Here is a 23,788-nt window from a genome sequence, read left to right as displayed (position 1 = left end):
CCCCCCCCCCCCCCCCCCCCCCCCCCCCCCCCCCCCCCCCCCCCCCCCCCCCCCCCCCCCCCCCCCCCCCCCCCCCCCCCCCCCCCCCCCCCCCCCCCCCTCTTCCCGGGGGGGGCGGGGCCTGCCGACACCACGGGCGACCGGACTTCAGACCCCCGCCCCTCCGACCCGGCCGGCGAGGACGCCCCGGCGGGCCTCCCCACCCCGCCCCGCCTTCCCGCCCCGGCCGGGCTTCCCCCGCCGGCCCGGGTCTCCACGCCGGCCGGGGTCTCCACGTCGGTCCGGGTCTCCAGGTGGGTCCGGGTCTCCGCGCCGACCGGGGTCTCCACGTGGGTCCGGGTCTCCACGCCGGCCGGGGTTTCCGCGCCGACAGAGGTTTCCGCGCCGACAGAGGTCTCCGCGCCGGCCAGGGCCGCCCCGGCCCGGGACCGCCCGGCTGCGGGCGGGGCCGCCGGGCCGGCGCCCAGGGGCAGCGTTCCGTCGTTCGACAGCAGCACCACCGCCTCCTCGGCGAGGCGCCTGGCGACGTCCCGGTTGGCCGGCGTGTCGAGGTCCACCGTCCCGCGCAGCCGCTCCACCGCCCCCGGGTCCGCCGGATCACCTGCTCCGCCCTCGGCGCACGCGCTGCCCGCCAGCGCCTCGGGCACCGGGCTCCAGTCCTCGTCCAGCAGGCCGAGTCCGGCCTTCTGCGTGAGGACGCGGCGCAGCGCGCGGTCGACCGTCGCCTCCGGCACCCGGCCCGCCTCCACCGCTTCACGCAGCGGGGCCCCGAACGTCTTCACCGTCGGCAGCTCGACGTCCACGCCCGCCGCGAGCGCGGTCGCGGCAGCCTCGCCGTCGTCCGCGGCGACCGCGTGCAGGGTGCGCAGGAACTCCACACCGAAGTAGTCGGCGACGACCGTGCCCTCGAACCCCCACTCGTCCCGCAACAGGCCGGTCAGCAGCCCCGCGTCGGCCGCGGACGGCACACCGTCGGTGTCGGTGTAGGCGTGCATCACGGAGCGCACACCGCCCTCGCGCACCGCCATCTCGAACGGCGGCAGCACCACGTCGGCCCGCTCCCGCGCGCCCATGCTGACGGGCGCGAGGTTGCGGCCCGCGCGGGAGGCCGAGTAGCCCGCGAAGTGCTTGAGCGTCGCGACGACGCCCGCGGACTCCAGGCCGCGCACGTACGCCGTCGCGATGACACCGACCAGGTACGGGTCCTCGCCGATCGTCTCCTCGACGCGGCCCCACCGGGCGTCACGCACCACGTCGAGCACCGGCGCGAGCCCCTGGTGGACGCCGACCGAGCGCATGTCGCGGCCGATCGCCTCCGCCATCTCCCGCACCAGCTCCGGGTCGAAGGACGCGCCCCAGGACAGCGGCACGGGGTAGGCGGTCGCGCCCCAGGCGGCGAACCCGGCCAGGCACTCGTCGTGCGCGAGCGCGGGGACACCGAACCGGTTCCTGCTCGCGATCAGCGCCTGCGTGCGCGCCAGTGACAGCGCGCCGAGCGCCGGGTCGACGGGCGCCGTGCCGAACGGCCTTGTCAGCTGGCCGAGTCCGGTGGGCAGCAGTTCGTCGAGCGTCGGCGGCCGTTCCATCTCGTGCTGGTGCGGGGCGACTTCAGCGCCGTCGGACGAGGCGCCCGCCCACAGCCCGTAGAGCTGGGCGAGCTTCTCATGAAGAGTCATGGCGGCGATCAGCTCCGCCACCCGGGCCGCGCGGCGCGCGAGCAGTGCCTCGGGCACGCCGCCGGAGCCCCGGTCCGTGTGCGTCTCGGACGCGCCGGGCAGGGTCAGGTTCTCGTTCACTTTCCTCCGACTCCCATGAGCCCCTGGACGAGCGCTCTGCGGGCGAACAGGTAGACGAGCAGGACGGGGACGGTGGACAGCACCACCGCGGCGAGCAGCGCGGGGATGTCCGTCCCGTACTGCGTCTGGAAGTTGTACAGGCCGAGGGTGAGGACCTTGGAGCTCTCCGACTGGGTGAGCACGAGCGGGAACAGGAAGCCGTTCCACGCCTGGAGCGCGGAGAACACCACGATCGTCGAGAGGCCGCCCCTCGACAGCGGCAGCACGAGCTGGAAGAACACCCGCCGGGTGTCGGCGCCGTCGATGGCCATCGCCTCGAACAGCTCGGCGCCGATGTCCCGCATGGTCCCGGTGAGGATCAGCGCGCACACCGGCAGGCAGAACGCGGCCGTCGGCAGGATCACACCGATGAGGTTGTCGTACAGCCCGGCCTTGCTGATCAGGTAGAACATCGGCACGATCACGGCCTGCGCGGGCACGGCGAGCCCGAGCAGGAAGAGCCGGAACACACCGGAGGTGGCCCGCCCCCTGTTGCGTACGATCGCGAACGCCAGCGGCGGCACGAGCAGCAGCACGATCGCCACGACGCTCACGGTGACCACCGCGGTGTTGAGGAAGTACCTGCCGAACCCGCTGGAGAAATCGCGGGTGAACGCGCCGAATCCGAAGGTGCCGGGCAGCGACAGCGGGCCGCCCGCCGTGTAGTCGGGCTTGGTGCGCACGGACGCGCCGAGCATCACGTACACCGGCAGGCCCACCACGCACAGCCACAGGAAAGCGCCCGCGCCCGCAAGGTAGTTGGGCCGGCTGCCGACCGCGCTGCCCGCCGCGTCCGCCCGCCGCGCCGCCCGCCTTGCGGACCGCGCCGTACGGGGGCCCGCGGCCGGGGGCCCTACCGTCGCACTCATGACAGTCCCTCCTGCGTGCCGGCCATCCGGTCGTAGCCCGACAGCCGCACCACCACGAGCGAGATCGCCGTCGCCACCACCACGAGCAGCAGCGCGATCGCCGCGCCCGCCCCGTAGTCGAAGCTCTTGAACGCCTTCTCGTACATGTAGAACGCCGTGATCGTGGTGTCGGTCCCCGGGCCGCCCTGGGTGAGGATGAGCACCGAGTCGAAGGTCGTCAGGCCGCCGACGACCATCAGGATCACCGACGTGACGATCGCGTTGCGCAGCTGCGGCAGTGTGATGTGGAAGAACTGCCGTACCCGCCCTGCCCCGTCGACGGCGGCCGCCTGGTAGAGCACCTTGGGGATCGCGCGCGTCGCCCCCTGGTAGATCAGCGAGTGCAGCGGTGTGTACTGCCAGGCGCTCACCAGCACCAGTACACCGATCGCGCCGGTGCGCGAGCCGAACAGGTCGCCGTCGCCGAACAGCCAGCGGGCCTGTGCCGGCACACCGAAGTTGGGGTCGAGGAGTGCGCGCCACAGCACGGACACCGCGGTGACGGACAGCAGCAGCGGGACGAAGAAGACCGCCGCGAGCACGGCACGCCCGCGCTGCGGTCCCGCCGCCCACACCCCGATCAGGATCGACAGCGGTGTCTGCACCACCACGCCGAGCCCGGTGAGCAGCACGCTCAGCCAGAGGCTCTGGATCATCACCGGGTCGTGGAACAGCTTCGTCCAGTTGGTGAGCCCGGCGAAGGACGGCGAGCCGAGCCCGCTCCAGCTGGTGAACGAGAGCACGGCCACCATCACCAGCGGGACCAGCGCGAACAGGCCGAAGAACACCACGGCAGGCAGCGCCCAGCCGATGCCGGGACGTGCGGTGCCGCGGGCGGCGGCGCTCCTGCGTGCGGGGCCGCCCGCGCCCCGGCCGGCCCCGCCCCGGGACCGGTCGCCCCGGAGGGCGCGGCGACGAGTGCCGCCGGAACCGGAGCCGGAGCCGGAGCCGGAGTCGGCGCCTGTGGCCGCGGACGTCGCACCGGGCCCCGGTGCCGTCATGTCGGGTTGTGCGGGCGTCATGTCGGGATCCGCCTCCGTCTCCGTCCGCCGCCGTCAGCTCGCGTCCAGGGCCTGCATGTCCTTGATGAAGGCACCGGCGTCGATCTTCCCGTCGGTGAACTCCTGGACGGCCTGGTAGATCGCCGTCATCTGGGACGGCGGGTACGCCTGGTCCCAGGAGACCTGGAACGACGGGGCCTTGGACACCAGGTTCAGCTGGTACTTCGCGTACGCCGGGTCACCCGTCGAGTCGAGGAACTTGTCGGTGTTCGTGGTGGTCGGCAGGTTGCCGATCGACAGCTGCGCCTTGACGAAGTCGTCCGAGTACATGAGCTTGAGGAACTTCGCGATGGCGGCGCGCTGCTTGGTCTTCTTCATCACGGAGTAGAAGTTGTTGGTGTTGCCCACCAGGTCGGCGGTGTTTCCCTTGCCGCCGGCCACACTCGGGAACGTGGTGTACCCGAGGCCGTGCGCCGCGAAGTCGGGGCTGTTCTCCTTCTGCGTGGAGTACTCCCACGACCCCATCAGCTCGAAGCCGGCCTTGCCGGAGGCGAGGAGCTGCGCCGAGCCGCCGCCCGTCCACTTCACCGAGTCGTAGTTGGAGCCGAACGCGCCGGCGTCCACCAGCTGCCGGAACATCGACAGCGCCTTCTTGCTGTCGGCGCTCGCCCACACGCTCTTGTCCCCGGACACGGCCTTCTCGAACAGGCCGGGGCCCGCGACACGGTCGTAGAGGTACTCGAACCACATCATGGTGGTCCACTTGTCGCCGCCGCCGAGCGCGATCGGTGTGACGCCCTTGGCCTTGAGCTTCTTCACGTCCGTCAGCAGGTCGTCCCACGTCTTGGGCGCGGTGACGCCCGCGTCGGCGAGCACCTTCTTGTTGCTGAACAGCAGCACGGGCTGCGTCCCGCGCATCGGGATGCCGTAGGCCTTCCCGTCGATCTTCGCGGTGTTGTAGACGGACGGCAGGAAGTGGTCGCCGATCTTCGGGTCGTTCGGGAAGACGTCGTCAAGCGGCATCAGCAGCCCGGCCTTGACGTACGGCCGGATGGAGCCGCCGCCCCAGTTGTAGAACACGTCGGGGGCCTGCGGTGTGTTGATGATCGTCTGGAGCTTCTGCTGGTAGTCGGCGCCGGGGATGGTGTCGAGCACCGCCTTGACCTTCGACGTCTTGTTGAACTCCGCGACGATCTTCTTCTCGACCTTGTTGCCCGCGTCGCCGTAGACGAGGACGTGGAACTCCTGTGAGCCGCCGCCCGATCCCGAACCGCCACCGCCGCACGCGGTCAGGGACGTGCCGAGCATCAGGGCGGCTCCGCCGCAGGCGACGGTGCGCGTGATGCGCGCCCTGGCGGCCGGGGCGGATCGCATCGGTGTCCGTGTCGGTATCCGCTTCCGCGTCGACATCCGCATGAAGTCCCCTCCGAAAGTGTCGGTAATATTACCGAAAGCTCTATGGCGTGGGACCGTAGAGTCGGCGCGCGAAACCGTCAACAGTCGTGAGTGCCCGCCCGCGTGGCCGCAATCAAACCGTTACCGAACGGCGGTGCTCTATCCTTCTGCCATGGCAGATGACAGGAGCGCGGGCCGGACCACCCTGGCCCAGGTGGCGACGCAAGCCGGGGTGTCGCTCTCGACAGTTTCGAAGGTCCTCAACGGGCGGCCGGACGTCTCAGCGCCCACGCGCGTCAAGGTCGAGGAACTCCTCGACGAACACGGCTACCGGCGCTCCGCTCCGACACCGCCCGAGGCGCCGCTCCTCGAGATCGTCTTCCACGAGCTGGACAGCATCTGGTCGATGCAGCTGATCAGGGGCGTGCAGAACATCGCCCAGCAGGGCGGCATGAGCGTGGTGCTCACCGAGACGGGCACCCGCCACTCGCCCGGCGCCGACTGGGTCGAGGGCGTGCTGCGCCGCCGTCCCCTCGGAGTCGTACTCGTCTTCTCGACGCTGCCGGACGAGCTGAAGAAGAAGCTCTGGTCGCGCGCCATCCCGTTCGTCATCGTCGACCCGGCGGGCGACCCCGAGCCCGACGTCCCCTCGGTCGGCTCCGCCAACTGGGCCGGCGGGCTCGCCGCGACCCGCCACCTCATCGACCTCGGCCACCGCAGGATCGCGATGATCACCGGCCCCGAGGACATGCTCTGCTCCCTCGCCCGCCTCGACGGCTTCCGCTCGGCGCTCGGCATGGCCGGCCTCACGCCCGACCCCGCGCTCGTGCGCTACGGCGACTTCCACGTCGCGGCGGGCCGCGAGCACGCCCTCGACCTGCTGCGTGCGCCCGACCGCCCCACCGCGATCTTCGCGGGCAGCGACCTCCAGGCGCTGGGCGTGCTGGAGGCCGCACGCCTGCTGGGGCTGCAGGTGCCTGAGGACCTCTCGGTGGTCGGCTACGACGACATACCACTGGCCCAGTGGTCGAGCCCCGCGCTCACCACCGTCAACCAGCCGCTTGAGCGGATGGCGGAGGAGGCGGCGCAGATGCTGCTGCGGCTGCGCGGCGACCGCGGCCAGGCGCGGCCCGACGGCCGCGTGGGCTCGGACGGCCGCGTGGGCCCGGACGGCCGCGGGGGTTCCGACGGCCGCGTGGGCTCGGACGGTTTCGCGGGCACGGCCGCGGGCCCGGAGACCCGCATCGAACTGGGCACGCGCCTCGTCGTACGGGACAGCACACGCGCGCCGCGTGACTCCGCGGGCACGCGGGGCTGACCGCGGGGGGCACCACGCGGCACACTGGAGACATGTGCCGCAGCATCAAGACCCTCCGTCCGCCCGTGCTCCCCGAAGAGGCCACCGAGGAGGAGATCGGCGCGGCCGCGCTCCAGTACGTCCGCAAGGTCTCCGGCTTTCGCGCCCCGGCCGCACACAACCGCGAGGTCTTCGACCGCGCGGTGGCCGAGATCACCGACGCCACCGCACGCCTCCTCGCCGACCTGGAGGTCCGCGGCGCACACGGCTCCGCCGCGGCCCGTGGATGACGGCTGCCCGGCGGTGAGCGAGCAACTGCCGAGCGGTGGCATCGAGCTGTCGCCCGGCGAGATCGAGGCCCTGCACACCAGGTGGTCGTCCTGCTGGACGCCGCACGAGGTCGCGCGGCGGATGGCCGGGATCGGCACGCCCTGGTACGTGGCCGCGGGCTGGGCGCTCGACCTGTTCCGCGGCGGGCAGGCGCGCGCTCACGGAGACATCGAGATCGCCGTGCCGGCCGCGAGCTTCCCGGCGGTCCGCCGCCGCTTCCCGGAATACGTCTTCGACGCGGCGGGCAGCGGCCACATCTGGGAGGACGCCCCACCGGAGGCGCTGGCCGCCGTGCACCAGACATGGCTCCGCGACCCGGCCACCGGAAACTACCTTCTCGACGTGTTCCGCGAACCGCACGACGGCGACACCTGGATCTGCCGACGCGACGAAGCCATCCGGCTTCCCTACCGCGACATCGTCCACCACACCCGGGACGGCGTCCCGTACCTGGCCCCCGAACTGGCCCTGCTCTTCAAGGCCAAGCACCTCCGCGGCAAGGACCAAGCGGACTTCGAGGCGACGGTCCCGCACATGGCCCCGCCGCAGCGCGAGACCCTGGCCGGGCTGCTCACCCGCGTGCACCCCGGACATCCTTGGATCGCGGAGCTGTAGCGGCACACGATGAGGTGCGGGCGCGATCGGTGTGCACGCAAGCTCCACTTGTGACAACGCGCATCGAGCACGCGGGATTCCGTGTCACGGTGTGACATTCACCCGGCACTCCGCGCCTTCCTTCCGCATCCGCGGTCTGCGCATACTCCAGGGCCGCCGCCCCCTGAACCCCTCAGAACGGCGGTCGACCGGGACGGAGTTGATGAGGATGACGTCGCACGAACACGCAGCGGCAGCTGCCGGCACGTGGAGGCTTGGTGACCTCACCGTGAACCGGATCGGTCTCGGCGCCATGCGCCTGGCCGCCCGAGCCGCTTTTCGCCCAGGCGGGTCGAGGGACCGCGGCCAGGCCATCACCGTGCTCCGACGCGCAGTCGAACTCGGTGTCAATCACATCGACACTGCGGCCTTCTACTTCTCACCTCTGCGTTCCGCCAACGAACTGATCAATACGGCGCTGTCCCCGTATCCGGACGACCTCGTCATAGCCACGAAAGTCGGTCCGGTGAGGGATCCCGACGGCAAGTGGTCAACCCCGGCACGCCCCGACCAACTGCGCGGACAGGTCGAAGAGAACCTGCGCCAACTGGGCCGTGACCACCTCGACCTCGTCAACCTGCGCGTCATGGGACAGGAATCCGTCAGCGAACACTTCGGCGCTCTCGCCGAGCTGCGCGACGCCGGTCTCATCCGTCACCTCGGCATCTCCGGCGCCCGACCGCGGCACCTTGCCGAGGCTCGGGAGATCGCGCCAGTGGTCTGCGTCCAGAATCGGTATGCCATCGACGCACCGGGTGCGGACGAGATGCTCGAAGTGTGCAGGGCGCAGGGCACCGCGTTCGTGCCCTTCTTCTCCATCGCGGGGGAAGGGCGCGAGGCCGGAGCCGTTCGGGTCGAGCGTGACGAGGTTCGCGCCGTGGCCCGCGAGCACGGCGTCTCGTCCGCCCGAGTCCGCCTCGCCTGGACCCTCGCACAAGGCGACCACGTGCTGGTCATCCCGGGGACGGGCGACCCGGAACACCTCGCCGACAACGTGGCGGCGGGTACGCTCCGGCTGACGGCGGAGGAGCTCCGACTGCTCGACCTGACAGGCCACCGCGAATTCTGACGCAGCCCGTACGCATCCCCGCATGAGTACGGTCCGAACGCACACACGCAGAAGAGGCCGGATCTACCATGAGGCTCGTGCCCACCGAGCTCGACTACTCCAGTGCAGGACCGCTGACGACGCTGGCTCCCGACCAGACTTCATTGGCGGACGGCCTGCCCGATGACCCCGTCGGTGTCTGCGCCGCCGTGCAGGCCCTGTTCATCCAGCCCGGTGACGCCTCGGCTCTGGGCGTCGCCGAGCATCGCCTCGCGGAGAAGGACGTGCGGCCGGCGAGTGCGCTGGTCGCGGCGCTCACCGCTCTCGACCCCGCCCCGCTCCACCTCGCGCGGAAGCCCGAAGCTCGCGTCGTGGGCACCTGCCGTCACTTCGCCACCCTCGCCTGCGCCCTCCTGCGGCTCCGGGGCGTAGCGGCCCGGGCCAGGTGCGGGTTCGGGATGTGCTTCCTCCAGGGGCGCGGCGCCGACCACTGGATCACCGAGTACTGGCAGGACGACGCGTCCCGCTGGGTGCGCGTGGACACCGAGCACCTCGGCCACGGCTACGTGGCGCACCCCGAGGACCTGGGCCCGGACGAGTTCCTCACGGGCGGTGAGGCCTGGGCCCGGTGCCGCGAGGGCCTCGTCGATCCGCACCGGTTCGGGGTGCCGGGGACGGACGACGCCTGGGGGCCGGCGGAGATCAGCGGCAACGCGGTGCGCGACCTGGCCGCGCTCTGCAAGCACGAGATGCTGCCCTGGGACGAGTGGGGCCGCATGACGGCCGCGTACGACGGCGCCACGGGACCCGACTACGACCGGCTCATCGACGATGTGGCTGCCGCCTGCTCCGACGGTGAACCGTCCGATCTCCTGGGCCTCTTCGCCCACGAGGACCTGGCGGTACCGCGCCACCTGATCGCCTGAAGGCGGCCCGCCGTCCCTGGCCGCGCTACCGCACCGCGTGTGCTACGAACGCAGTCCACTGGTCGCGGCCGAGCCGCAGCGCCGGGCCGGTCGCCGCCTTGGAGTCCCGTACGTGCACGGCATCCTGGCCTGCGGCCACCTCCACGCAGTCACCGCCGTCCGATCCGCTGTAGCTGCTCTTGAACCAGCGCAGTTCGTCCGCGCTTTCGGATACTCGCTTTCCGCTCATGTCTCTCCCACCAGCCGTTCGATGAGCCGCGCAGACTCCTCGCCGTTCAGCGCCTGCGACCGCAGCTTGCCATACCGCAGGCCGAAGGCGGCGACGTCGTCGGCATCTTGGACGATGCAGCCGACTCCCTGGGACTCGAAATACCCGAGGTGGTGGTGCTCATGCGATTGCACGACCACGAAGGGACCGTTCTTGCCCGGATGGAATCCCTGTCCGGCAGGCAGGATCTGTACTTCCACGTTCCGTAGCGTGCCGAGCTCCAGCAGGCGCCGCCATTGCCCGCGCACTACTTCAGGGCCGCCAACGGGATCGCGCAGCGCCTCCTCGCTGATGATGAAGGACAGTTCGGCAAGGGGCACCCTGCTCAGCAGCTTCTGGCGACTGACCCGCGCCTCCGTGCGCCGGTCGATGATCTCCTCGTTCAGCGGCGGGCAGTGTCCAGCGAACACTGCCCGCGCGTAGGCCTCCGTCTGCAAGAGGCCGGGTACCAGCAGCGGGTCGTAGGAGAAGCGGCTCAGTACCTCCGCCTCGATGAGTGCGAAGTTTCGGAAGAAGCGGGGGAGTTTCGCGCGGTCCACCTCGTCCTGAAGTGCTTCCAGGGCTCCGCGCGCCTCCAGCACCCGGTCAGCCGCTGTTGTGAAGGCGGCCTTCGCCGGGCGTCGGCCCTGCTCGACCGAGGCGACCTGCTCCGACGAGTACCCGATGGCCTGGCCGAACGCCTGCTGGTTCAGCCCGCGCTGCTTGCGCAGGTGCTGGAGGAGCCTGCCGTACGCCGACCACGCGCCCGGCAGTCCGCTCTCGTCGGTCCTGTTCGCCGTGCGCCTGTCGTGTGTCTCCCGCATCGCCGCCGTCACGCCCCTTCCCGTCGCCGCGTGCACTGCCGAGCCCGGTCCGCGGCGCTCCTCGTCCACTCGTCGCGCCGGGGCATGGTTCAACGCGGTGTGTGCCTCCCTGGGCACGGCCAACCGGCCCGTACAGAACCCGTACAACAGCGGTTTCCCGGTGAGCCCGGAACTTCGGGCACACGAGCACTCGTTGGACATGGCATGACTGAACTGCGCCCCCTCGGCTCGTCCGACCTCCTCGTTTCGCCCCTCTGCCTGGGCGGCAACGTCTTCGGCTGGACCGCCGGCAAGACCCAGTCGTTCGCCGTGCTCGACGCCTACCTCGCCGCAGGCGGCAATTTCATCGACACCTCGGACTCGTACATGAACTACTTCCCCGAGCAGGGCAACGAGCCTGGGCAGTCCGAGCGCATCATCGGCGAGTGGCTCGCCGGCCGCCGCAACCGCGACGACGTGGTCGTCGCGACCAAGGTCGGCGACCACCCGGAGTTCATGGGCCTCTCCGCCGCCAACATCAAGGCCGCCGCCGAGGAGTCCCTGCGGCGGCTGCGCACCGACCACATCGATCTCTACTACACCCATTTCGACCGGGACGAGTCCATCCCCGTGGACGAGACCATCGGCGCTCTCGACGATCTCGTGAAGGCCGGCAAGGTGCGTGCCATCGCGACCTCCAACATCAGCCCCGAGCGGCTCTCCGAGTCACTTGCCTTCTCCGATCGCGAAGGGCTGGCCCGCTACGTCGCTCTGCAGCCGCAGTACAACCTCGTCTCGCGCGACACCTACGAGGGTGCGCGGCGGGATGTCGTGCAGCGCGAAGGGCTGGCCTGCGTTCCGTACTTCGCGCTCGCCTCCGGCTTCCTGACCGGCAAGTACCGTCCCGGGAAGAGCATCGAGAACGTGCGCGACTTTCCCGGACTCGCCGGTGGCTACGCGGACACGGAACGCGGCGTGCAGGTGCTCGACGCGCTGGAGCGGATCGCGACGGCGCGCGGGGCGGAGATGGCCACGGTGGCGCTGGCCTGGCTCGGGCAGCAGCCGACCGTGACCGCGCCGATCGCCTCCGCACGCACCGTCGAGCAGCTGCCGGCGCTCCTGGCCGCGCAAGATCTGAGCCTGTCGGACGCGGAGCTGGAGGCCTTGACGGCAGCCTCGTCCTGACCGGGAACGGGGGACGGGAGCACGGCGCCCACCGCCCGCCGCCCGTTCCGGAAGGAGGGGCTCGGCGGCTCGGGCGCTGGTGAGCGCCCTGAAACGGGGTCTCTTCAAGGTGTTGCGGAATGTATGGAAGTTGGCGTCCGACCCCTGCCCCCGGCCGGCGTCGGCGTCATAGTCTGCCGCCATGCTCAACACGCACCGCCTGCACGTACTGGCCACGGTGGACCAGGCAGGGAGTATCGCCGGGGCCGCGCGCGAGCTGCGGCTGTCGCCGTCCGCGGTGTCGCATCAGCTGGCCCAGCTGGAGAAGGACGCCGGCATCAGCCTCGTCGAGCGCAGCGCGCAGAGCCTGCGGCTCACGCCCGCGGGGCGGCGGCTCTCGCTGCGCGGGCAGGAGGTGCTGGCCCTGCTCGACTCGGCGGAGCGTGACCTGCGGGCGCAGTCGCGCGCCGACTCCGGGCACCTGCGGATCGGGTTCTTCGCGTCGGCCGGCTATCAGCTGCTGCCGCAGTCGCTGTCACGGTTCTCCCGCCGCCACCCCGGCGTCGAGATCGAGCTCGTCGAGGGGCAGCCGCACGAGCTGGCCCTCGGCGTGCAGCAGGGCGCGATCGACACGCTGGTCGTCTTCGAGCACGGGCTCGACCCGTGGGTCCCGCCCGATGGCGTCGAAGTGAAGGTGCTCTTCCACGAGCCACAGCTGCTGGTCGTCCCCGCCGGGCACCCCGCCGGGAGGCGCAGCCAGGTGCGGCTGGTGGAGCTAGCGGGGGAGCAGTGGGTCACGTCGTTCGGCACGGGCACGCCCGTCCTGTCCGTGCTGGAGCGGGCGTGCGCGCTTGAGGGCTTCGTCCCGCACATCCGCTGCCGCAGCGACCACTACGAGGTGATCGTGGGGCTCGTGCGGGCCGGCATGGGCATCGCGCTGGTGCCGGGCCTCGGCATCAACGACACCACGGGTGTGCAGACCAGCCGCGTCTCCGGGCCGAAGCTGTACCGGAAGATAGGCGTCGCCTGGCGTCCGGAGAACCCGAATCCGGTGCTGAGCAGCTTCACCGCCTACCTGGGCAGCGCCGCGTCCAACCTGCTGGCCGCCGGGCGCCTCGCCGGGATCGCCGCGAGCTGACGAATCCCCTCAGGCCGCGAGCTGACGACTCCCCGCAGCCCGCGGGCGCGCGGCCCGCGCGTTCAGCCCGCGGCCGCCGTCGCGATCCGCGCGCCGACCGCGCGCATGGCCCGTACCATCGCGAACTCGTCGCCCGGCGCGCACCTGGCGAGCACCGCGTAGCAGACCTGACGTGCGCCGCGGACCACGCCGACGTCGCAGCGCACCCCCTCGTCCGTGCCCGTCTTGTTCGCGACCCACAGCGACGGGCTGGGGACGTCGCGGACCGTGGCGTCCTCGGTGTCGTGCGGGATGAGCGCCGGGACCATCGCCCGGTCGCCGCACCCGGCCATCCAGCCGAGCAGCAGGCGCGCCCACGGCTCGTCGGCGGCGATGCGTCCCGCGAGGGCGGACAGTTCCGCCGCGGTGCCGACCGCGAAGGTGGGCGGGTGCTCCGGGAGCCGCGGCTCCCGGATCCGGTCGAGGACGCGGGTGTGGACGAGCCCGAGCGCCTCCGCCCTCGTGTTGACACGAGACAGGCCCACCCGGCGGATCAACGCGTTGGTGGCGGTGTTGTCGCTCACCGCCGCCGTGAGGGTCGCCAGGTCGGCGATGGTCAGGCGACCCACCGACAACCGGGTCAGCAGCCCGGAGCCGCCGCAGTGGTCCTCGTCGAGCAGGTCGACGGGCTCGGCCGCGTCCAGCCGACCTCCGCCCGGGCCGCCTCCGTTCGGGCCGCCGCAGGTCAGGCCGTGGGCGACCTCGGTGAGCAGCAGCAGCTTGCCGACGCTGGCGAGCGGCAGCACCTCGTCGGGGCGGTGTTCCAGCACGCCCGGCACCGAGACGGACAGCGTGCCGGGAAGGTCGGGTGGCAGCACGCCGCTCAGCATGCCAGCACCCGGCCCGGCCGCGCCTTGGTGACCTCCCCGTCCTCCACGACCACCGCGCCCGCCACCACGACGAGCCTGACCCCGCTCGGGCCCGGCAGCGGGTCGGAGAAGGTGGCGCGGTCGGCGACGGTCTCCGGGTCGAACACCACCAGGTCGGCGTGGCACCCGTCGCGCAGCACACCGCGCCCCGCCAGGCCGAAGCGCGCCGCGGTCGCGCCCGTCATCTTGTGGACGGCCTCCGCGAGGCCGAGCAGGCCGAGCTCGCGCACATAGCGGCCGAGCACGCGGGCGAACGTACCGGCCCAGCGCGGATGCGGCTGTCCCGGTTTCGGCACACCGTCCGAGCCGATCATCGTGAACGGCGCGGTGAGCACGCGTCGTACGTCGTCCTCCCGCATCGAGTGGCTGATGATCGTCACGTCGCCGTCCTCGGCGAGCAGCAGCTCGGCGACCACGTCGACGGCGTCGGACCTGCGTTCGTACGCGATGTCCGCGATGGTCCGCCCGTGCAGCGCGGGGTGGCGCGCGGCCCCGGCCACCGAGATGCGGTCCCAGCCGCCGTTGCCGACGGTGTTCTCCCAGCCCGGCACGCCGTCCGCGATGGCGGCGCGCATCCCGGCCCGCTGTTCGGCGTCGCGCAGCCGCTCCAGCAGGCGGGCCTCCCCGCCGTCGTGTGCCCACGGCGGAAGCATCGCGGCGAGGGAGGTGCTGCCCGCGGTGTACGGGTAGACGTCGCAGGTCACGTCCATGCCTTCGGCGCGCAGCCGGTGCAGGCGCGGCAGTGTGCGCTCGGTGCCGCCCCAGCCGTGGCGGCCCGCCGTCTTGTGGTGCGACACGTGCAGCGGCGCGCCGCTCTCGCGGGCGATCCGCACCGCCTCCTCCAGCGCTTCCTCGACGCCGGACATCTCGTCGCGCAGGTGCGTCACGTACGGCTTGCCGTGCCGGGCCGCGACCGCGGCGAGCGCGGTGACCTCCGCCGTGTCGGCGTAGGAGCCGGGCGTGTAGATCAGGCCGGTCGACAGGCCCGCGGCGCCCGCGTCGAGCGCGTCGTCCAACACCCGGCACATGGCGGCGAGTTCGTCCACGGTGACGGCACGGGCGTCCTGGCCGGCCACGGCCTCGCGCAGTGTGCCGTGGCCAACGAGGGAGGCGAGGTGGTTCGAGCGGCCCGCATCGGCGTGCGCGCGGGCGAACGCGCCGAAGTCCCGGTAGGGGCCCGGGAACGCGCTGTCGCCGCAGTTGCCGCAGACCTCGACGGTGACGCCCTGGAGCACGGCGGAGTGTGCGGGCAGCTCCCCGGCCGGGTCGAGGGCCGTCACGTCGGAGTGCGTGTGGGCGTCGATGAAGCCGGGCGCGACGACGTGTCCGGGGGCGTCCACGACCCGGTCGGCGGTGGCCGGGGCGCCGGGCGGCAGGACGCGTACCCGGCCGTCGGTGACCCCGATCTGGCCCGCGGCAGGCGGCGCGCCTGTCCCGTCCGCGATGTCCGCGCCCCGGATCAGCAGGTCGAAGTGGGCGTTCATGTGCCTCCTCGCTGGAGCGTCCACGCCGGGGTCTCCATCCCTTGGACGCGCGGAGCCAGCGTGCAGTGCGCCGGCGGCCTGCCGCGCCGAGCACCGAAAACCTCGCCGCTCACCGATCACTTCTTCTTCGCCGGGCGGCAGGCGCCGCCCCAGCCGCCACGATGTCGACCCACCGGGCCAGCCGAACGTCGACCCTCCGGGCCAGTCGAACGAGGAGCGCACATGACCGCCGTCGAGGACACCGCCGCCACGGCGCCCACGAGCACGCTCCGGGTGCGCGGACCGCGCGCGGTCCTGGCGTTCGCGATCGCCTGTGCCATGTGCCTGTTGGGCCTGACGGGCTCCGCGGCCGCCGCCTCCCCGAGCCGGGCGTCACCGGCTTCCGTGTCACCGGCTTCCGCGTCACCGGCTACCGCGTCCACGAGGTCCGCCGCCGGGAAGACGCTCCGCGTGGCGATGGACAGTTCGGGGGTCGACACCCTCAACCCGTTCGTGTCGTACTTCAACGGCTCCCTCGACCTCTTCGGCGCCATCTACCCGACGCTCACCGTGATCGAGAAGAACGGCAAGCCCGGCCCCTACCTCGCCACGTCCTGGTCGCTGTCGAAGGACCACCGCACGTGGACGTTCAAGATCCGCCCAGGCCTCAAGTGGAGTGACGGGAAGCCGCTGACGGCCGCCGACGCCGCCTGGACCTTCCACCTGATCATGACCAATGACGTGGCGGCGACCGCCAACGGCACGCTCGTCTCCCACTTCGAGTCCGTGTCGGCGCCGAACCCGACCACACTGGTCATCACGACGAACCAGCCACAGGCCGATCTCACCTACGTGAGCGTCCCGATCTACGGCATCCCGATCGTGCCGGAACACATCTGGAAGTCGCACGTCAAAGGCCTCAAGAGCTACCAGAACGACTCCTTTCCCGTGGTCGGATACGGCCCGTGGACACTCACCGGATACAAGACCGACCAGTACGCGACGCTCGACGCGAACAAGTCGTTCGTCTTCGGCGCGCCCAAGTACGGCCACCTGATCGAGCGGCTCTACAAGACCAGTGACAGCGCCGTCGCCGCACTGCGGTCCGGGCAGCTCGACTACATCAGCGGTGTCAACGCCACGGAGTTCACGTCGCTGAGACGCACCTCGGGGGTGCACACCGTGCAGGCGGCGGGCAACGGCTGGAACGGACTCGAACTCAACCCCGGCGCCAGGACCCGCGGTGGCAAGCCCATCGGCACCGGCAACCCGGCCCTCAAGGACCCGGTGCTGCGGCGTGCGATCGCGCTGAGCATCGACAAGAAGACGCTGGTCGGCAAGGTCCTCGACGGCTACGGCACGGTCGGCCAGGGCTACCTGCCACCGGCCTGGTCGCAGTGGGTGTGGAAGCCGCCGCCAGGCCAGGAGCAGAAGTACGACCCGCACAAGGCCAACCAGCTCCTCGACAAGGCCGGTTACCGGCGGGGCCGGGGCGGCATCCGCGTCGACCCCAAGAACGGCAAGCCGCTGGTGCTCAGGCTCGGCATCCACTCCGACGAGTCCGAGGACGCGGCGTTCGCCCCCTACATCGCCGGCTGGCTGGGCGACATCGGAATCAAGGTGGTGATCCACCCCATGAGCATGTCCGCACTCAACAGCGACCTGGGAAAGGGGGATTGGGACATGCTGATCGACGCCTGGACCAGCGGCCCCGACCCCACCTACATGCTCGGCATCCAGAGCTGCACCACCCTCCCCAACGAACAGGGAACGGGCGGCAACACGGACTCGTTCTTCTGCGATCCGCGATACGAGAAGCTCTTCGGGCAGCAGCAGAGCCAGTTCGACCCCGAGCAGCGTGCGCGGATCGTCGGCAAGATGCAGAAGATCCTCTACGACGCCGACGTGGACATCATGTTCTACAACAAGAGGCAGAAGATCGCGACGTCCTCCAAGGTCACCGGCATGAACACCGGCACGCCTGACGCGCAGGGCTTCTACCCCGCACAGAGCTCGTTCTGGAGTTACCTCGACGCGGCTCCCACGGCCCAGCGCCACTACTCCGCCGGCGGCATCGGCCTGTGGTTCGGCATAGCCGCCGCGGTCATCGTCCTCGGGGCGGGCGCCGCGATCATCCGGCACAGGGCGGGAGTCGACGACCGTGAGTAATCCCGTCATCACCACAGAACGGGCCGCCGAGGTGGAAGCGCGGGCCCCGAAGCGGCGGCGTTCGCCCGGCATGCCCTGGGCGCGCTACCTGGCCGGCAAACTCGCCGCCGCCGTCGTCAGCTTCGCCGTCACCCTCGTCATCGGCTTCGTCCTGTTCAACATGATGCCGTCCGACCCGGTGCGCACGATGACACGCGGGCGGCCCGTCAGCGAGTCCCAACTCGCCCATCTGCGCGTCCAGCTCGGCCTCGACAAGCCGCTGTGGCTGAGGTTCCTCGACTTCGTCAACGACACACTCCACGGCCACCTCGGCTACTCGTGGGAGTACCAGCGGTCGGTGGCGTCGCTGACACTGAGCCACATTGGTCCGACACTGCTCCTGATGGGCACCTCGTTCGCCATCTCCGTGGTCATCGGGCTGTGGCTCGGCCAGCGCAGCGGCTGGCGCGCGGGCAGTGTGTTCGACCGCATCACCTCGTCCACGTCACTCACCCTCTGGTCCGTGCCCACCTTCTGGCTGGGCATGATCCTGCTGATGGTGTGCAGCGTCGGCATCGGCCCGATCCACGGCTTCCTGCCCGCGGGCGGCATGAGCGACCCGTCGCTGCCGCAGACCGGGTTCACGCACTACGTGGACGTCGCGCGGCACCTGGTGCTGCCCGCGCTGACCATGGTCCTCGTCACCTACGCCCAGTACGTGACGATCATGAGGTCCTCGATCATCGAGGAGAAGGGCAGCCCCTACCTGCTGACCGCACGCGCCAAGGGCCTGAGAGACGCCCACGTGCGCCGCGGCCACGCGCTGCCCAACGCCATGCTCCCCTCCGTGACCATGATCTTCATGCACCTCGGGATGCTGATCAGCGGCGCGGTCACCGTCGAGGCGGTCTACTCCTGGCCCGGCCTCGGCGACCTCACCTACGAGGCGCTCAAGATCCCCGACCTGCCGCTGCTCCAGGGCACCTTCATCGTCTTCAGTGCGAGTGTGATCATCATGAATCTCCTGGCGGACCTCGCCTACCGGTTCCTCGACCCCCGGGTGCGCGCCCAGTGAGCGCCGCGCAGGCCGTGGCCGCCCAGGAGGCGGCGGTGGCGGTCCCGCCCAGGTTCGCGGGGGCGCGCCGCTTCGTCCGTGCCTTCGCGCACCGCCCGTCCGGTGTCACGGGTGTCGTGCTGCTCGTGCTGTTCATCCTGCTCGCGCTGGTCTCGCCGCTGTTCATCGGCCCGGACCAGCTCGACGTCACCAAGGCGGACGGGCCGCTGCTCGCCGCGCCCAGCGGCCACTACCCGCTCGGCACCGACCAGGCGGGACGCAATGTGCTGCTCCTGCTGGTCTGGGGTTCGCGCGAGAGCCTGCGGGTCGGTGTCATCGCCACCGCGCTGACCGTCGTCTTCGGCGCCGGCGTCGGCATCGTCGCCGGGCACTACGGCGGCTTCGTCGGCCGCGCGCTGATGCACGTGACCGACTGGTTCATCGCGCTGCCCAGCCTGCCGCTCGCCATCTCCCTCGCGGCGGTGCTCGGCCAGGGCGAGACGTCGATCACCATCGCCATCGCGGTCACCTCATGGACCGCGACCGCGCGCCTCATCCGCGCGCAGACACTGGCCGTCGAGGCGCGGCCGTTCGTCGAACGGGCGCGGGCGCTGGGGGCGGGGGACTGGCAGATCATGGTGCGGCAGGTGCTGCCCAATGTGACGCCGCTGATCCTGGTCTCCTCCACACTGACGGTCGCCGGCGCCCTGCTGTCCGAGGCCACCCTCACCTTCCTCGGCCTCGGCAACCCCGCCTCCATCACCTGGGGCGAGATGCTCAACAACGCTTTCTTCAACGGCGCGTTCACCGCCGGAGCCTGGTGGTACGTGCTGCCTCCCGGCCTCGCGATCCTCGTAGTGGTGCTGGGCTTCACGCTCACAGGACGCGCCGTGGAACACGTGCTCGACCCGCGGACGGAGGACAGGCGTTGACCACCCAGACGGCGGACGCCGCCGGCAGAACGACCACCGAGGACACACCACTGCTCGAGGTGCGCGACCTCCACGTCACCTACCGCCTCGGCGACCGCGACGTACCCGCCGTGCGCGGTGTCGACTTCAGCCTCGCCGCCGGCGACACACTCGGCGTCGCCGGGGAGTCCGGGTGCGGCAAGTCGACGATGGCGCTCAGCCTGCTGCGTCTTCAGGACCGCGGGGCGAGGGTCGACGGCGAAGTGCTCTTCCGCGGCGAGAACCTGCTGACCACGAGATGGGTACGGCTGCGCGCGGTGCGCTGGGCCGGTGCGTCCGTCGTGTTCCAGGGCGCGATGAGCGCGCTGAACCCGGTACGCCGCGTCCTCGACCAGGTCGTCGAACCGATGGTCGTGCACGACGGGATACGGGCGAAGGCCGCGGAACGCCGCGCCACCGAACTGCTCGACAGCGTCGGCATCCCGGCCAGGCGGGTACGCGGCTACCCCCACGAGTTCTCCGGCGGCCAGCGGCAGCGCGTCATGATCGCGATGGCCCTGGCCTGCCGCCCCGAGCTGATCATCGCCGACGAACCCACCACGGCGCTCGACGTCATGGTCCAGGCGCAGATCCTCCAGCTGCTGGCCGATCTGGTCCGCGAATCGCGGATCGCCGTCATCATGATCACGCACGACCTGTCGCTGCTCTCCCACACCTGCGACCGGCTGGCCGTCATGTACGCGGGGCAGATCGTCGAACTCGGCCCGTCGAAACAGGTCCTGCGGCATCCCGAACACCCCTACACCAGGGCGCTGTCCCGGGCGTTCCCCACCATCGGCGACCCGGCGTCGCGGCGTGCCCCTGCCGGTCTCAAGGGCGACCCGCCACGGCCGTCGGACACCCGGGCGGGCTGCGACTTCGCCGCCCGCTGCCCAGAGGTGCTGCCCGCCTGCCACACCGAGGACATGCGGCTGTGGCCCGCGGGGCCCGGCCGCTCGGCCGCGTGCCTGAGGACGCTGCCCGAGCACGGAGGAGAGCAGTGACCAGCGAACCCGGCCAGGCCCCCGCCGCGTTGGAGGCCCGCGAACTGTCCGTCGTCTACCCGCCGTCACGCGGACGCGGCCCGGCACGCGCCGTCGACGGCGTCAACCTGCGCGTCGGGAAGGGCGAGATCGTCGCGCTGATCGGCGAGTCGGGGTGCGGCAAGTCCACACTGGCCCGCGCGCTGGTCGGGCTCGTCAAGCCGACCGGCGGCGAGGTGCGCTACGAGAACACACCGCTCGACTACACGGCCAGGGGCCTCAAACGCTACCGGCGCCACACCCAGCTCGTCCTGCAGGACCCCGGCGGCGCCCTCAACCCCAAGCAGAACGTCTACGACGCCGTGGCCATGGGGCCACGCCTGCACGGCCTCACCGACGGGCTGCCGCTCACCGTGCACCAGGCCCTGTCGCGCGCAGGACTGCGCCCGCCCGAGGACTACTTCGGCCGCTACCCGCACGAGATGTCCGGCGGTCAGCAGCAGCGCGTAGTCATCGCCGGCGTGCTGGCGCTCAACCCCTCCGTCATCGTGGCGGACGAGCCGGTGGCGTCGCTGGACGCGTCGGTGCGCGGCGAGATCCTCGAACTCATCCTGAGGCTGCGCGACGACCTCGGCGTGTCCGCCCTCGTCGTCTCCCACGACCTCGGCCTCGCCTGGAACATCGCCGACCGGGTGGCCGTGATGTACCTGGGCCGTATCGTCGAGCAGGGCACCGTCGAGGAGGTGCTGCTGCGCCCGCAGCACCCCTACACCCGTGCGCTGCTGTCGGTGGTACCGACCGGCGCCGACGACTGGCACCCCACCCTCCTCACCGGCGAGCCGCCCGACCCCACGGCCATCCCGTCCGGATGCCGCTTCCACCCGCGCTGCGGGCGCTGGGCCGCCGCCACGCCGGAGGAACGGTCCACGGCCGCCTGCGACCGCCGCGAGCTGCCCGTGCTGGCGCCCGACACCTCGTGCGCCGCCTGCCACCTCCTCACGTCGACACACCTGGAGAACGCATGACCCTGCTTCGTTCGCCCGCACTGCGCCCGGGTGACACCGTCGCCGTCATCTGCGCCAGCTCGCCCGTGGACGACCAGGAGCACCTGGAGTCCGGCCTCGCGGCCATGCGGTCGGTTGGCCTGGTGCCCGAGGTCTTCGGCTCGGCACGCGACGCCGGCAGCGTCTACGACTACCTGGCGGGCGACGACGAGCTGCGGGCGTCGGACCTGACCCGCGCCCTGTCCGACCCCACCTACGCCGGCGTGTTCCTCGCCTGCGGCGGCTACGGCTCGCAGAGCACGCTCGAACTGGTCGACTTCGCCCGCATCGACCCCGCGCGCCCGAAGGTCGTCGTCGGCTACTCCGACGTGACGGCGCTGCTGGAGGCGCTGGCCGCCAAGCTGGGCTGGGTCTCGCTGTTCGGTCCTATGGTGGCGTGCGGCGGCTTCTGGGAGGGCCCGGCGGAGTACGACTTCGCGCAGCTCATGAAGTTGCTGTACACGCCGTCCGAGGTCAAGGAACTGACCTTCCCGGACGCACGGACGCTGGTCCCCGGCATCGCGGAGGGGCTGACCCTGGGCGGCACGGCGACGCTGATAGCGGCGAGCCTCGGCACCGAGACGTCGTACCCGGCGCAGGACGCCATCCTCTTCCTCGAGGACGTCGACGAACTGCCCTTCCGTATCGACCGCATCGTCACCCAGATCAGGCGCGCCAAGAGCTACCTCGACGGGGTCGCGGGGATCGTCCTCGGCACGTTCACCGAGTGCGGGGACCCCGCCCACGTCGACCGGATGCTGGCGGAGCGCTTCGGCGACCTCGGCGTGCCGGTGCTGGCGGGCGTCAACATCGGGCACAACACGCGGATGCAGACGTACCCGATCGGCGTCAGGGCGCGGCTGGACGCCGACGGGGCACGGCTGACGTTCCTCGACCAGGTCCTCACCGACCCCGAGCCCGCGCTGCTGGGCTGACCCCGCCGCCGGGGCCCGGCCGCCGGGGCCCGCGCGGCCCGAACCGGCCGTCGTGCGGCCGGGAGCCGCTCGTCGGGGCCGCTGCGGCCGGGTTCCAGAGGCCCGCCGTCGCGGCGCGGATCGGTCGGGGTTGCTCGTCCTGCGCGGGCGGCGGCCTCCTGGGGCGCGCCGTCCTGGGCCGCATCCGGCCCCCCGGGGACGCCTGCCGCGTGCCCGGAGCCCCCGCCGAAACGTAGAGGGCGGCAGCGGGCCGTGTCACCGCCTCGCGTGCGCGCGTCTCGGGCCGGCATTCGAAGCGGTCGCGGGGCCGCCTACGTGGCGAGGGTCGGCCGGGGTTGCTCGCCCGGCGTGGGGCGGCGGTGTTCCGGGGACGCGAAGACGGCAGCGGGCTGTGGCACCGCCTCGCGTGCGCGCGTCTCGGGCGGGCGCCCGAAGGCGGGCGACGGGCCTACGCGGCGCGCCGTGCTGACCGGCCGTGCTCAGCCCCCGGGGGAACGCGGCGCGGAAGACGGCAGCGGGCCGTGGCACCGCCTCGTGTGCGCGTGGCTCGGGCGGGCCCCCGAAGCGGTCGCCAGGCCGCCTACGCGGCGCGGATCGGACGGGGCTGCTCGTCGGGGGTCGGGGCCGTGGTCCCGGCCTGGTGTGCGGGCGTGGCCGGGGGCGGCGCCGGGTCGCAGCCGATGACGCGCACGTCGGCGCCGGCCGCGCGGGCGGCCGGGCGGCGGCGTACCACGTACGCGGCGACCGCGCCCGCGCCGAACAGCGCCAGTACCGAGAGGAACGTGCCGAACCAGCTCGCGCCGAGCCACTGCCCGCCGAAGTATCCGAGCCCGACGCTGTACACCGCCCAGGCGGCGCCGGCCAGCGCCGACCACGGCAGGAACTCCTTCGTCCTGCGCTGCGAGGTGCCCGCGCCGAACGACATGACCGACCGGCCGGCCGGCGCGAAGCGCGCGATCACGACCAGGAGGCCGCCGCCCGCCGCCAGCGCCCTGCCGAGGCTCTCGTGGGCCCTGGTCAGCCGCCTGGAGCGGCTCAGGGCGGCGGAGAGGCGCGTGCTGCCGCTTCTCGCGAGCCGGAAGGCGACGAGGTCGCCGAGCACGGACGCGGTGGTGGCGCAGAGGCCGAGGAGGAGCAGGGAGGGCAACTCGTGCGCCAGGCGCGTCAGGTGCGACACCTTGTCCGCGGCCTGCGCGACGGTGGTGGACCCCGCGGCTGTCGCGGTCGCCGCCGTCACCACGATCACACCGCTCGGCAGGACCGGCACGAAGACGTCGAGGAGCACGGAGAGCGCCACGACGGCGTAGATCCACGGGCTGCTCGCCAGCGGCCCAAGACTCTCCAGCACGTGCGCCTACTTCCCCGATCGCGTCTCGTCGCCGCGGGTGTCGCAAGGGGAGCGGCAGGAGCGGCCCACCGGCTATACAGCGTACGCCCGGGGCCTGTGACGAGTTCGCGCGGCGTGCGTGATGTTGTCCACTTCGAGACTTACGGCGTTCATCCGCCGCTCACAGCGTGTGCGGCCGCGCCCGCGCGGGGCAGGCGCGGCCGCACACGC

Annotated in this window: 22 protein-coding genes; 13 read left to right on the top strand and 9 right to left on the bottom strand. The window is 71.8% G+C overall.

The window, feature by feature from the left end; all coding sequences use genetic code 11:
- The 4 genes from JFN87_RS22955 to JFN87_RS22940 form a co-directional block, all read right to left on the bottom strand.
- The coding region (locus JFN87_RS22955; protein ID WP_282961649.1) for a glycoside hydrolase family 3 protein at positions 1–1,676 on the bottom strand (1,676 nt) is incomplete at its 3' end.
- A 116-nt stretch (positions 1,677–1,792) separates the two neighbouring features.
- Positions 1,793–2,704, bottom strand: a complete 912-nt coding sequence (locus JFN87_RS22950; RefSeq protein WP_209342816.1) for a carbohydrate ABC transporter permease — start codon at positions 2,702–2,704, stop codon at positions 1,793–1,795.
- Positions 2,701–3,765 carry a carbohydrate ABC transporter permease gene (locus JFN87_RS22945; RefSeq protein WP_245180955.1) on the bottom strand — a complete coding sequence of 355 codons (1,065 nt, stop codon included), beginning with the start codon at positions 3,763–3,765 and terminating at the stop codon, positions 2,701–2,703. Before JFN87_RS22945 ends, JFN87_RS22950 begins: the two co-directional genes overlap by 4 nt.
- 33 nt (positions 3,766–3,798) lie before the next feature.
- Positions 3,799–5,118, bottom strand: a complete 1,320-nt coding sequence (locus tag JFN87_RS22940) for an ABC transporter substrate-binding protein (RefSeq protein WP_209342815.1) — start codon at positions 5,116–5,118, stop codon at positions 3,799–3,801.
- A 193-nt stretch (positions 5,119–5,311) separates the two neighbouring features.
- On the opposite strand from JFN87_RS22940, the gene JFN87_RS22935 reads away from it, so the two are divergent.
- The 5 genes from JFN87_RS22935 to JFN87_RS22915 all read left to right on the top strand — a co-directional run bounded on the left by JFN87_RS22935 (position 5,312) and on the right by JFN87_RS22915 (position 9,394).
- A complete protein-coding gene (locus tag JFN87_RS22935; RefSeq protein WP_209342814.1) occupies positions 5,312–6,457 on the top strand; it encodes a LacI family DNA-binding transcriptional regulator in 1,146 nt (381 codons plus the stop codon).
- A gap of 32 nt (positions 6,458–6,489) precedes the next feature.
- A complete protein-coding gene (locus JFN87_RS22930) occupies positions 6,490–6,726 on the top strand; it encodes a DUF2277 domain-containing protein (RefSeq protein ID WP_209342813.1) in 237 nt (78 codons plus the stop codon).
- A 13-nt stretch (positions 6,727–6,739) separates the two neighbouring features.
- Positions 6,740–7,381, top strand: a complete 642-nt coding sequence (locus tag JFN87_RS22925; RefSeq protein WP_209342827.1) for a nucleotidyltransferase domain-containing protein — start codon at positions 6,740–6,742, stop codon at positions 7,379–7,381.
- Between the two features lie 208 nt (positions 7,382–7,589).
- On the top strand, positions 7,590–8,489 hold the full coding sequence (locus JFN87_RS22920; protein ID WP_209342811.1) for an aldo/keto reductase: 900 nt from the start codon (positions 7,590–7,592) through the stop codon (positions 8,487–8,489).
- A 77-nt stretch (positions 8,490–8,566) separates the two neighbouring features.
- Positions 8,567–9,394, top strand: coding sequence for a transglutaminase-like domain-containing protein (locus JFN87_RS22915; protein ID WP_307865566.1), 828 nt, complete (start codon positions 8,567–8,569; stop codon positions 9,392–9,394).
- 25 nt (positions 9,395–9,419) lie between these two features.
- On the opposite strand, the gene JFN87_RS22910 is transcribed toward JFN87_RS22915, so the two are convergent.
- Complete coding sequence (locus JFN87_RS22910; protein WP_209342806.1) at positions 9,420–9,623, bottom strand: DUF397 domain-containing protein; 204 nt, start codon at positions 9,621–9,623, stop codon at positions 9,420–9,422.
- On the bottom strand, positions 9,620–10,465 hold the full coding sequence (locus JFN87_RS22905) for a helix-turn-helix domain-containing protein (RefSeq protein WP_209342825.1): 846 nt from the start codon (positions 10,463–10,465) through the stop codon (positions 9,620–9,622). The genes JFN87_RS22910 and JFN87_RS22905 overlap by 4 nt, the downstream gene beginning before the upstream one ends.
- A gap of 204 nt (positions 10,466–10,669) precedes the next feature.
- Here JFN87_RS22905 and JFN87_RS22900 point away from each other — a divergent pair, with 204 nt between their 5' ends.
- Both JFN87_RS22900 and JFN87_RS22895 read left to right on the top strand, forming a co-directional pair.
- On the top strand, positions 10,670–11,629 hold the full coding sequence (locus JFN87_RS22900; RefSeq protein ID WP_209342804.1) for an aldo/keto reductase: 960 nt from the start codon (positions 10,670–10,672) through the stop codon (positions 11,627–11,629).
- Between the two features lie 181 nt (positions 11,630–11,810).
- On the top strand, positions 11,811–12,746 hold the full coding sequence (locus tag JFN87_RS22895) for a LysR family transcriptional regulator (RefSeq protein WP_209342803.1): 936 nt from the start codon (positions 11,811–11,813) through the stop codon (positions 12,744–12,746).
- 62 nt (positions 12,747–12,808) lie between these two features.
- Here the strand turns inward: JFN87_RS22895 and JFN87_RS22890 are convergent, their stop codons facing one another.
- On the bottom strand, positions 12,809–13,603 hold the full coding sequence (locus tag JFN87_RS22890; RefSeq protein ID WP_209342802.1) for a serine hydrolase: 795 nt from the start codon (positions 13,601–13,603) through the stop codon (positions 12,809–12,811).
- Positions 13,604–13,608: 5 nt separating this feature from the next.
- Positions 13,609–15,138, bottom strand: coding sequence for an N-acyl-D-amino-acid deacylase family protein (locus JFN87_RS22885; RefSeq protein WP_209342801.1), 1,530 nt, complete (start codon positions 15,136–15,138; stop codon positions 13,609–13,611).
- A 222-nt stretch (positions 15,139–15,360) separates the two neighbouring features.
- Here JFN87_RS22885 and JFN87_RS22880 point away from each other — a divergent pair, with 222 nt between their 5' ends.
- From JFN87_RS22880 to JFN87_RS22860, 6 genes are read left to right on the top strand one after another with little or no spacing between them, the layout of a single operon-like run.
- Positions 15,361–17,286: an ABC transporter substrate-binding protein gene (locus tag JFN87_RS22880; RefSeq protein ID WP_245180954.1), complete on the top strand. Its 1,926-nt coding sequence runs from the start codon at positions 15,361–15,363 to the stop codon at positions 17,284–17,286.
- Complete coding sequence (locus tag JFN87_RS22875; protein ID WP_307865564.1) at positions 17,279–18,340, top strand: ABC transporter permease; 1,062 nt, start codon at positions 17,279–17,281, stop codon at positions 18,338–18,340. The genes JFN87_RS22880 and JFN87_RS22875 overlap by 8 nt, the downstream gene beginning before the upstream one ends.
- The gene (locus tag JFN87_RS34405) at positions 18,337–19,251 is read left to right on the top strand and encodes an ABC transporter permease (protein WP_209342800.1); all 915 of its coding nucleotides are present in this window, start codon (positions 18,337–18,339) and stop codon (positions 19,249–19,251) included. The genes JFN87_RS22875 and JFN87_RS34405 overlap by 4 nt, the downstream gene beginning before the upstream one ends.
- Positions 19,248–20,273 carry an ABC transporter ATP-binding protein gene (locus tag JFN87_RS33795; protein WP_245180953.1) on the top strand — a complete coding sequence of 342 codons (1,026 nt, stop codon included), beginning with the start codon at positions 19,248–19,250 and terminating at the stop codon, positions 20,271–20,273. The genes JFN87_RS34405 and JFN87_RS33795 overlap by 4 nt, the downstream gene beginning before the upstream one ends.
- Entirely contained in the window at positions 20,159–21,277 is a 1,119-nt protein-coding gene (locus tag JFN87_RS33790; protein ID WP_372449272.1) for an ABC transporter ATP-binding protein, read from the top strand. Before JFN87_RS33795 ends, JFN87_RS33790 begins: the two co-directional genes overlap by 115 nt.
- On the top strand, positions 21,274–22,230 hold the full coding sequence (locus JFN87_RS22860; RefSeq protein WP_209342798.1) for a S66 peptidase family protein: 957 nt from the start codon (positions 21,274–21,276) through the stop codon (positions 22,228–22,230). The genes JFN87_RS33790 and JFN87_RS22860 overlap by 4 nt, the downstream gene beginning before the upstream one ends.
- Positions 22,231–22,810: 580 nt before the next feature.
- On the opposite strand, the gene JFN87_RS22855 is transcribed toward JFN87_RS22860, so the two are convergent.
- Positions 22,811–23,578 carry a DedA family protein gene (locus JFN87_RS22855; RefSeq protein ID WP_209342797.1) on the bottom strand — a complete coding sequence of 256 codons (768 nt, stop codon included), beginning with the start codon at positions 23,576–23,578 and terminating at the stop codon, positions 22,811–22,813.
- Positions 23,579–23,788: the final 210 nt, after the last annotated feature.

The sequence above is a fragment of the Streptomyces montanisoli genome, from assembly GCF_017813245.1.
GTDB classification, from domain to species: Bacteria; Actinomycetota; Actinomycetes; order Streptomycetales; family Streptomycetaceae; genus Streptomyces; species Streptomyces montanisoli.
Note: the sequence above shows the minus strand (reverse complement) of the source record. Positions and strands in the feature narration are given on the sequence as shown.

Bases quoted from the DNA above. Each gene is read 5' to 3' on its own strand.
- JFN87_RS22935 (WP_209342814.1), top strand. From the start codon at position 5,312: ATGGCAGATGACAGGAGCGCGGGCCGGACCACCCTGGCCCAGGTGGCG.
- JFN87_RS22950 (WP_209342816.1), bottom strand. From the start codon at position 2,704: ATGAGTGCGACGGTAGGGCCCCCGGCCGCGGGCCCCCGTACGGCGCGG.
- JFN87_RS22945 (WP_245180955.1), bottom strand. From the start codon at position 3,765: ATGACGCCCGCACAACCCGACATGACGGCACCGGGGCCCGGTGCGACG.
- JFN87_RS22930 (WP_209342813.1), top strand. From the start codon at position 6,490: ATGTGCCGCAGCATCAAGACCCTCCGTCCGCCCGTGCTCCCCGAAGAG.
- JFN87_RS22895 (WP_209342803.1), top strand. From the start codon at position 11,811: ATGCTCAACACGCACCGCCTGCACGTACTGGCCACGGTGGACCAGGCA.
- JFN87_RS22910 (WP_209342806.1), bottom strand. From the start codon at position 9,623: ATGAGCGGAAAGCGAGTATCCGAAAGCGCGGACGAACTGCGCTGGTTC.
- JFN87_RS22905 (WP_209342825.1), bottom strand. From the start codon at position 10,465: ATGCGGGAGACACACGACAGGCGCACGGCGAACAGGACCGACGAGAGC.
- JFN87_RS22900 (WP_209342804.1), top strand. From the start codon at position 10,670: ATGACTGAACTGCGCCCCCTCGGCTCGTCCGACCTCCTCGTTTCGCCC.
- JFN87_RS22920 (WP_209342811.1), top strand. From the start codon at position 7,590: ATGACGTCGCACGAACACGCAGCGGCAGCTGCCGGCACGTGGAGGCTT.
- JFN87_RS22940 (WP_209342815.1), bottom strand. From the start codon at position 5,118: ATGCGATCCGCCCCGGCCGCCAGGGCGCGCATCACGCGCACCGTCGCC.
- JFN87_RS22860 (WP_209342798.1), top strand. From the start codon at position 21,274: ATGACCCTGCTTCGTTCGCCCGCACTGCGCCCGGGTGACACCGTCGCC.
- JFN87_RS22880 (WP_245180954.1), top strand. From the start codon at position 15,361: ATGACCGCCGTCGAGGACACCGCCGCCACGGCGCCCACGAGCACGCTC.
- JFN87_RS22885 (WP_209342801.1), bottom strand. From the start codon at position 15,138: ATGAACGCCCACTTCGACCTGCTGATCCGGGGCGCGGACATCGCGGAC.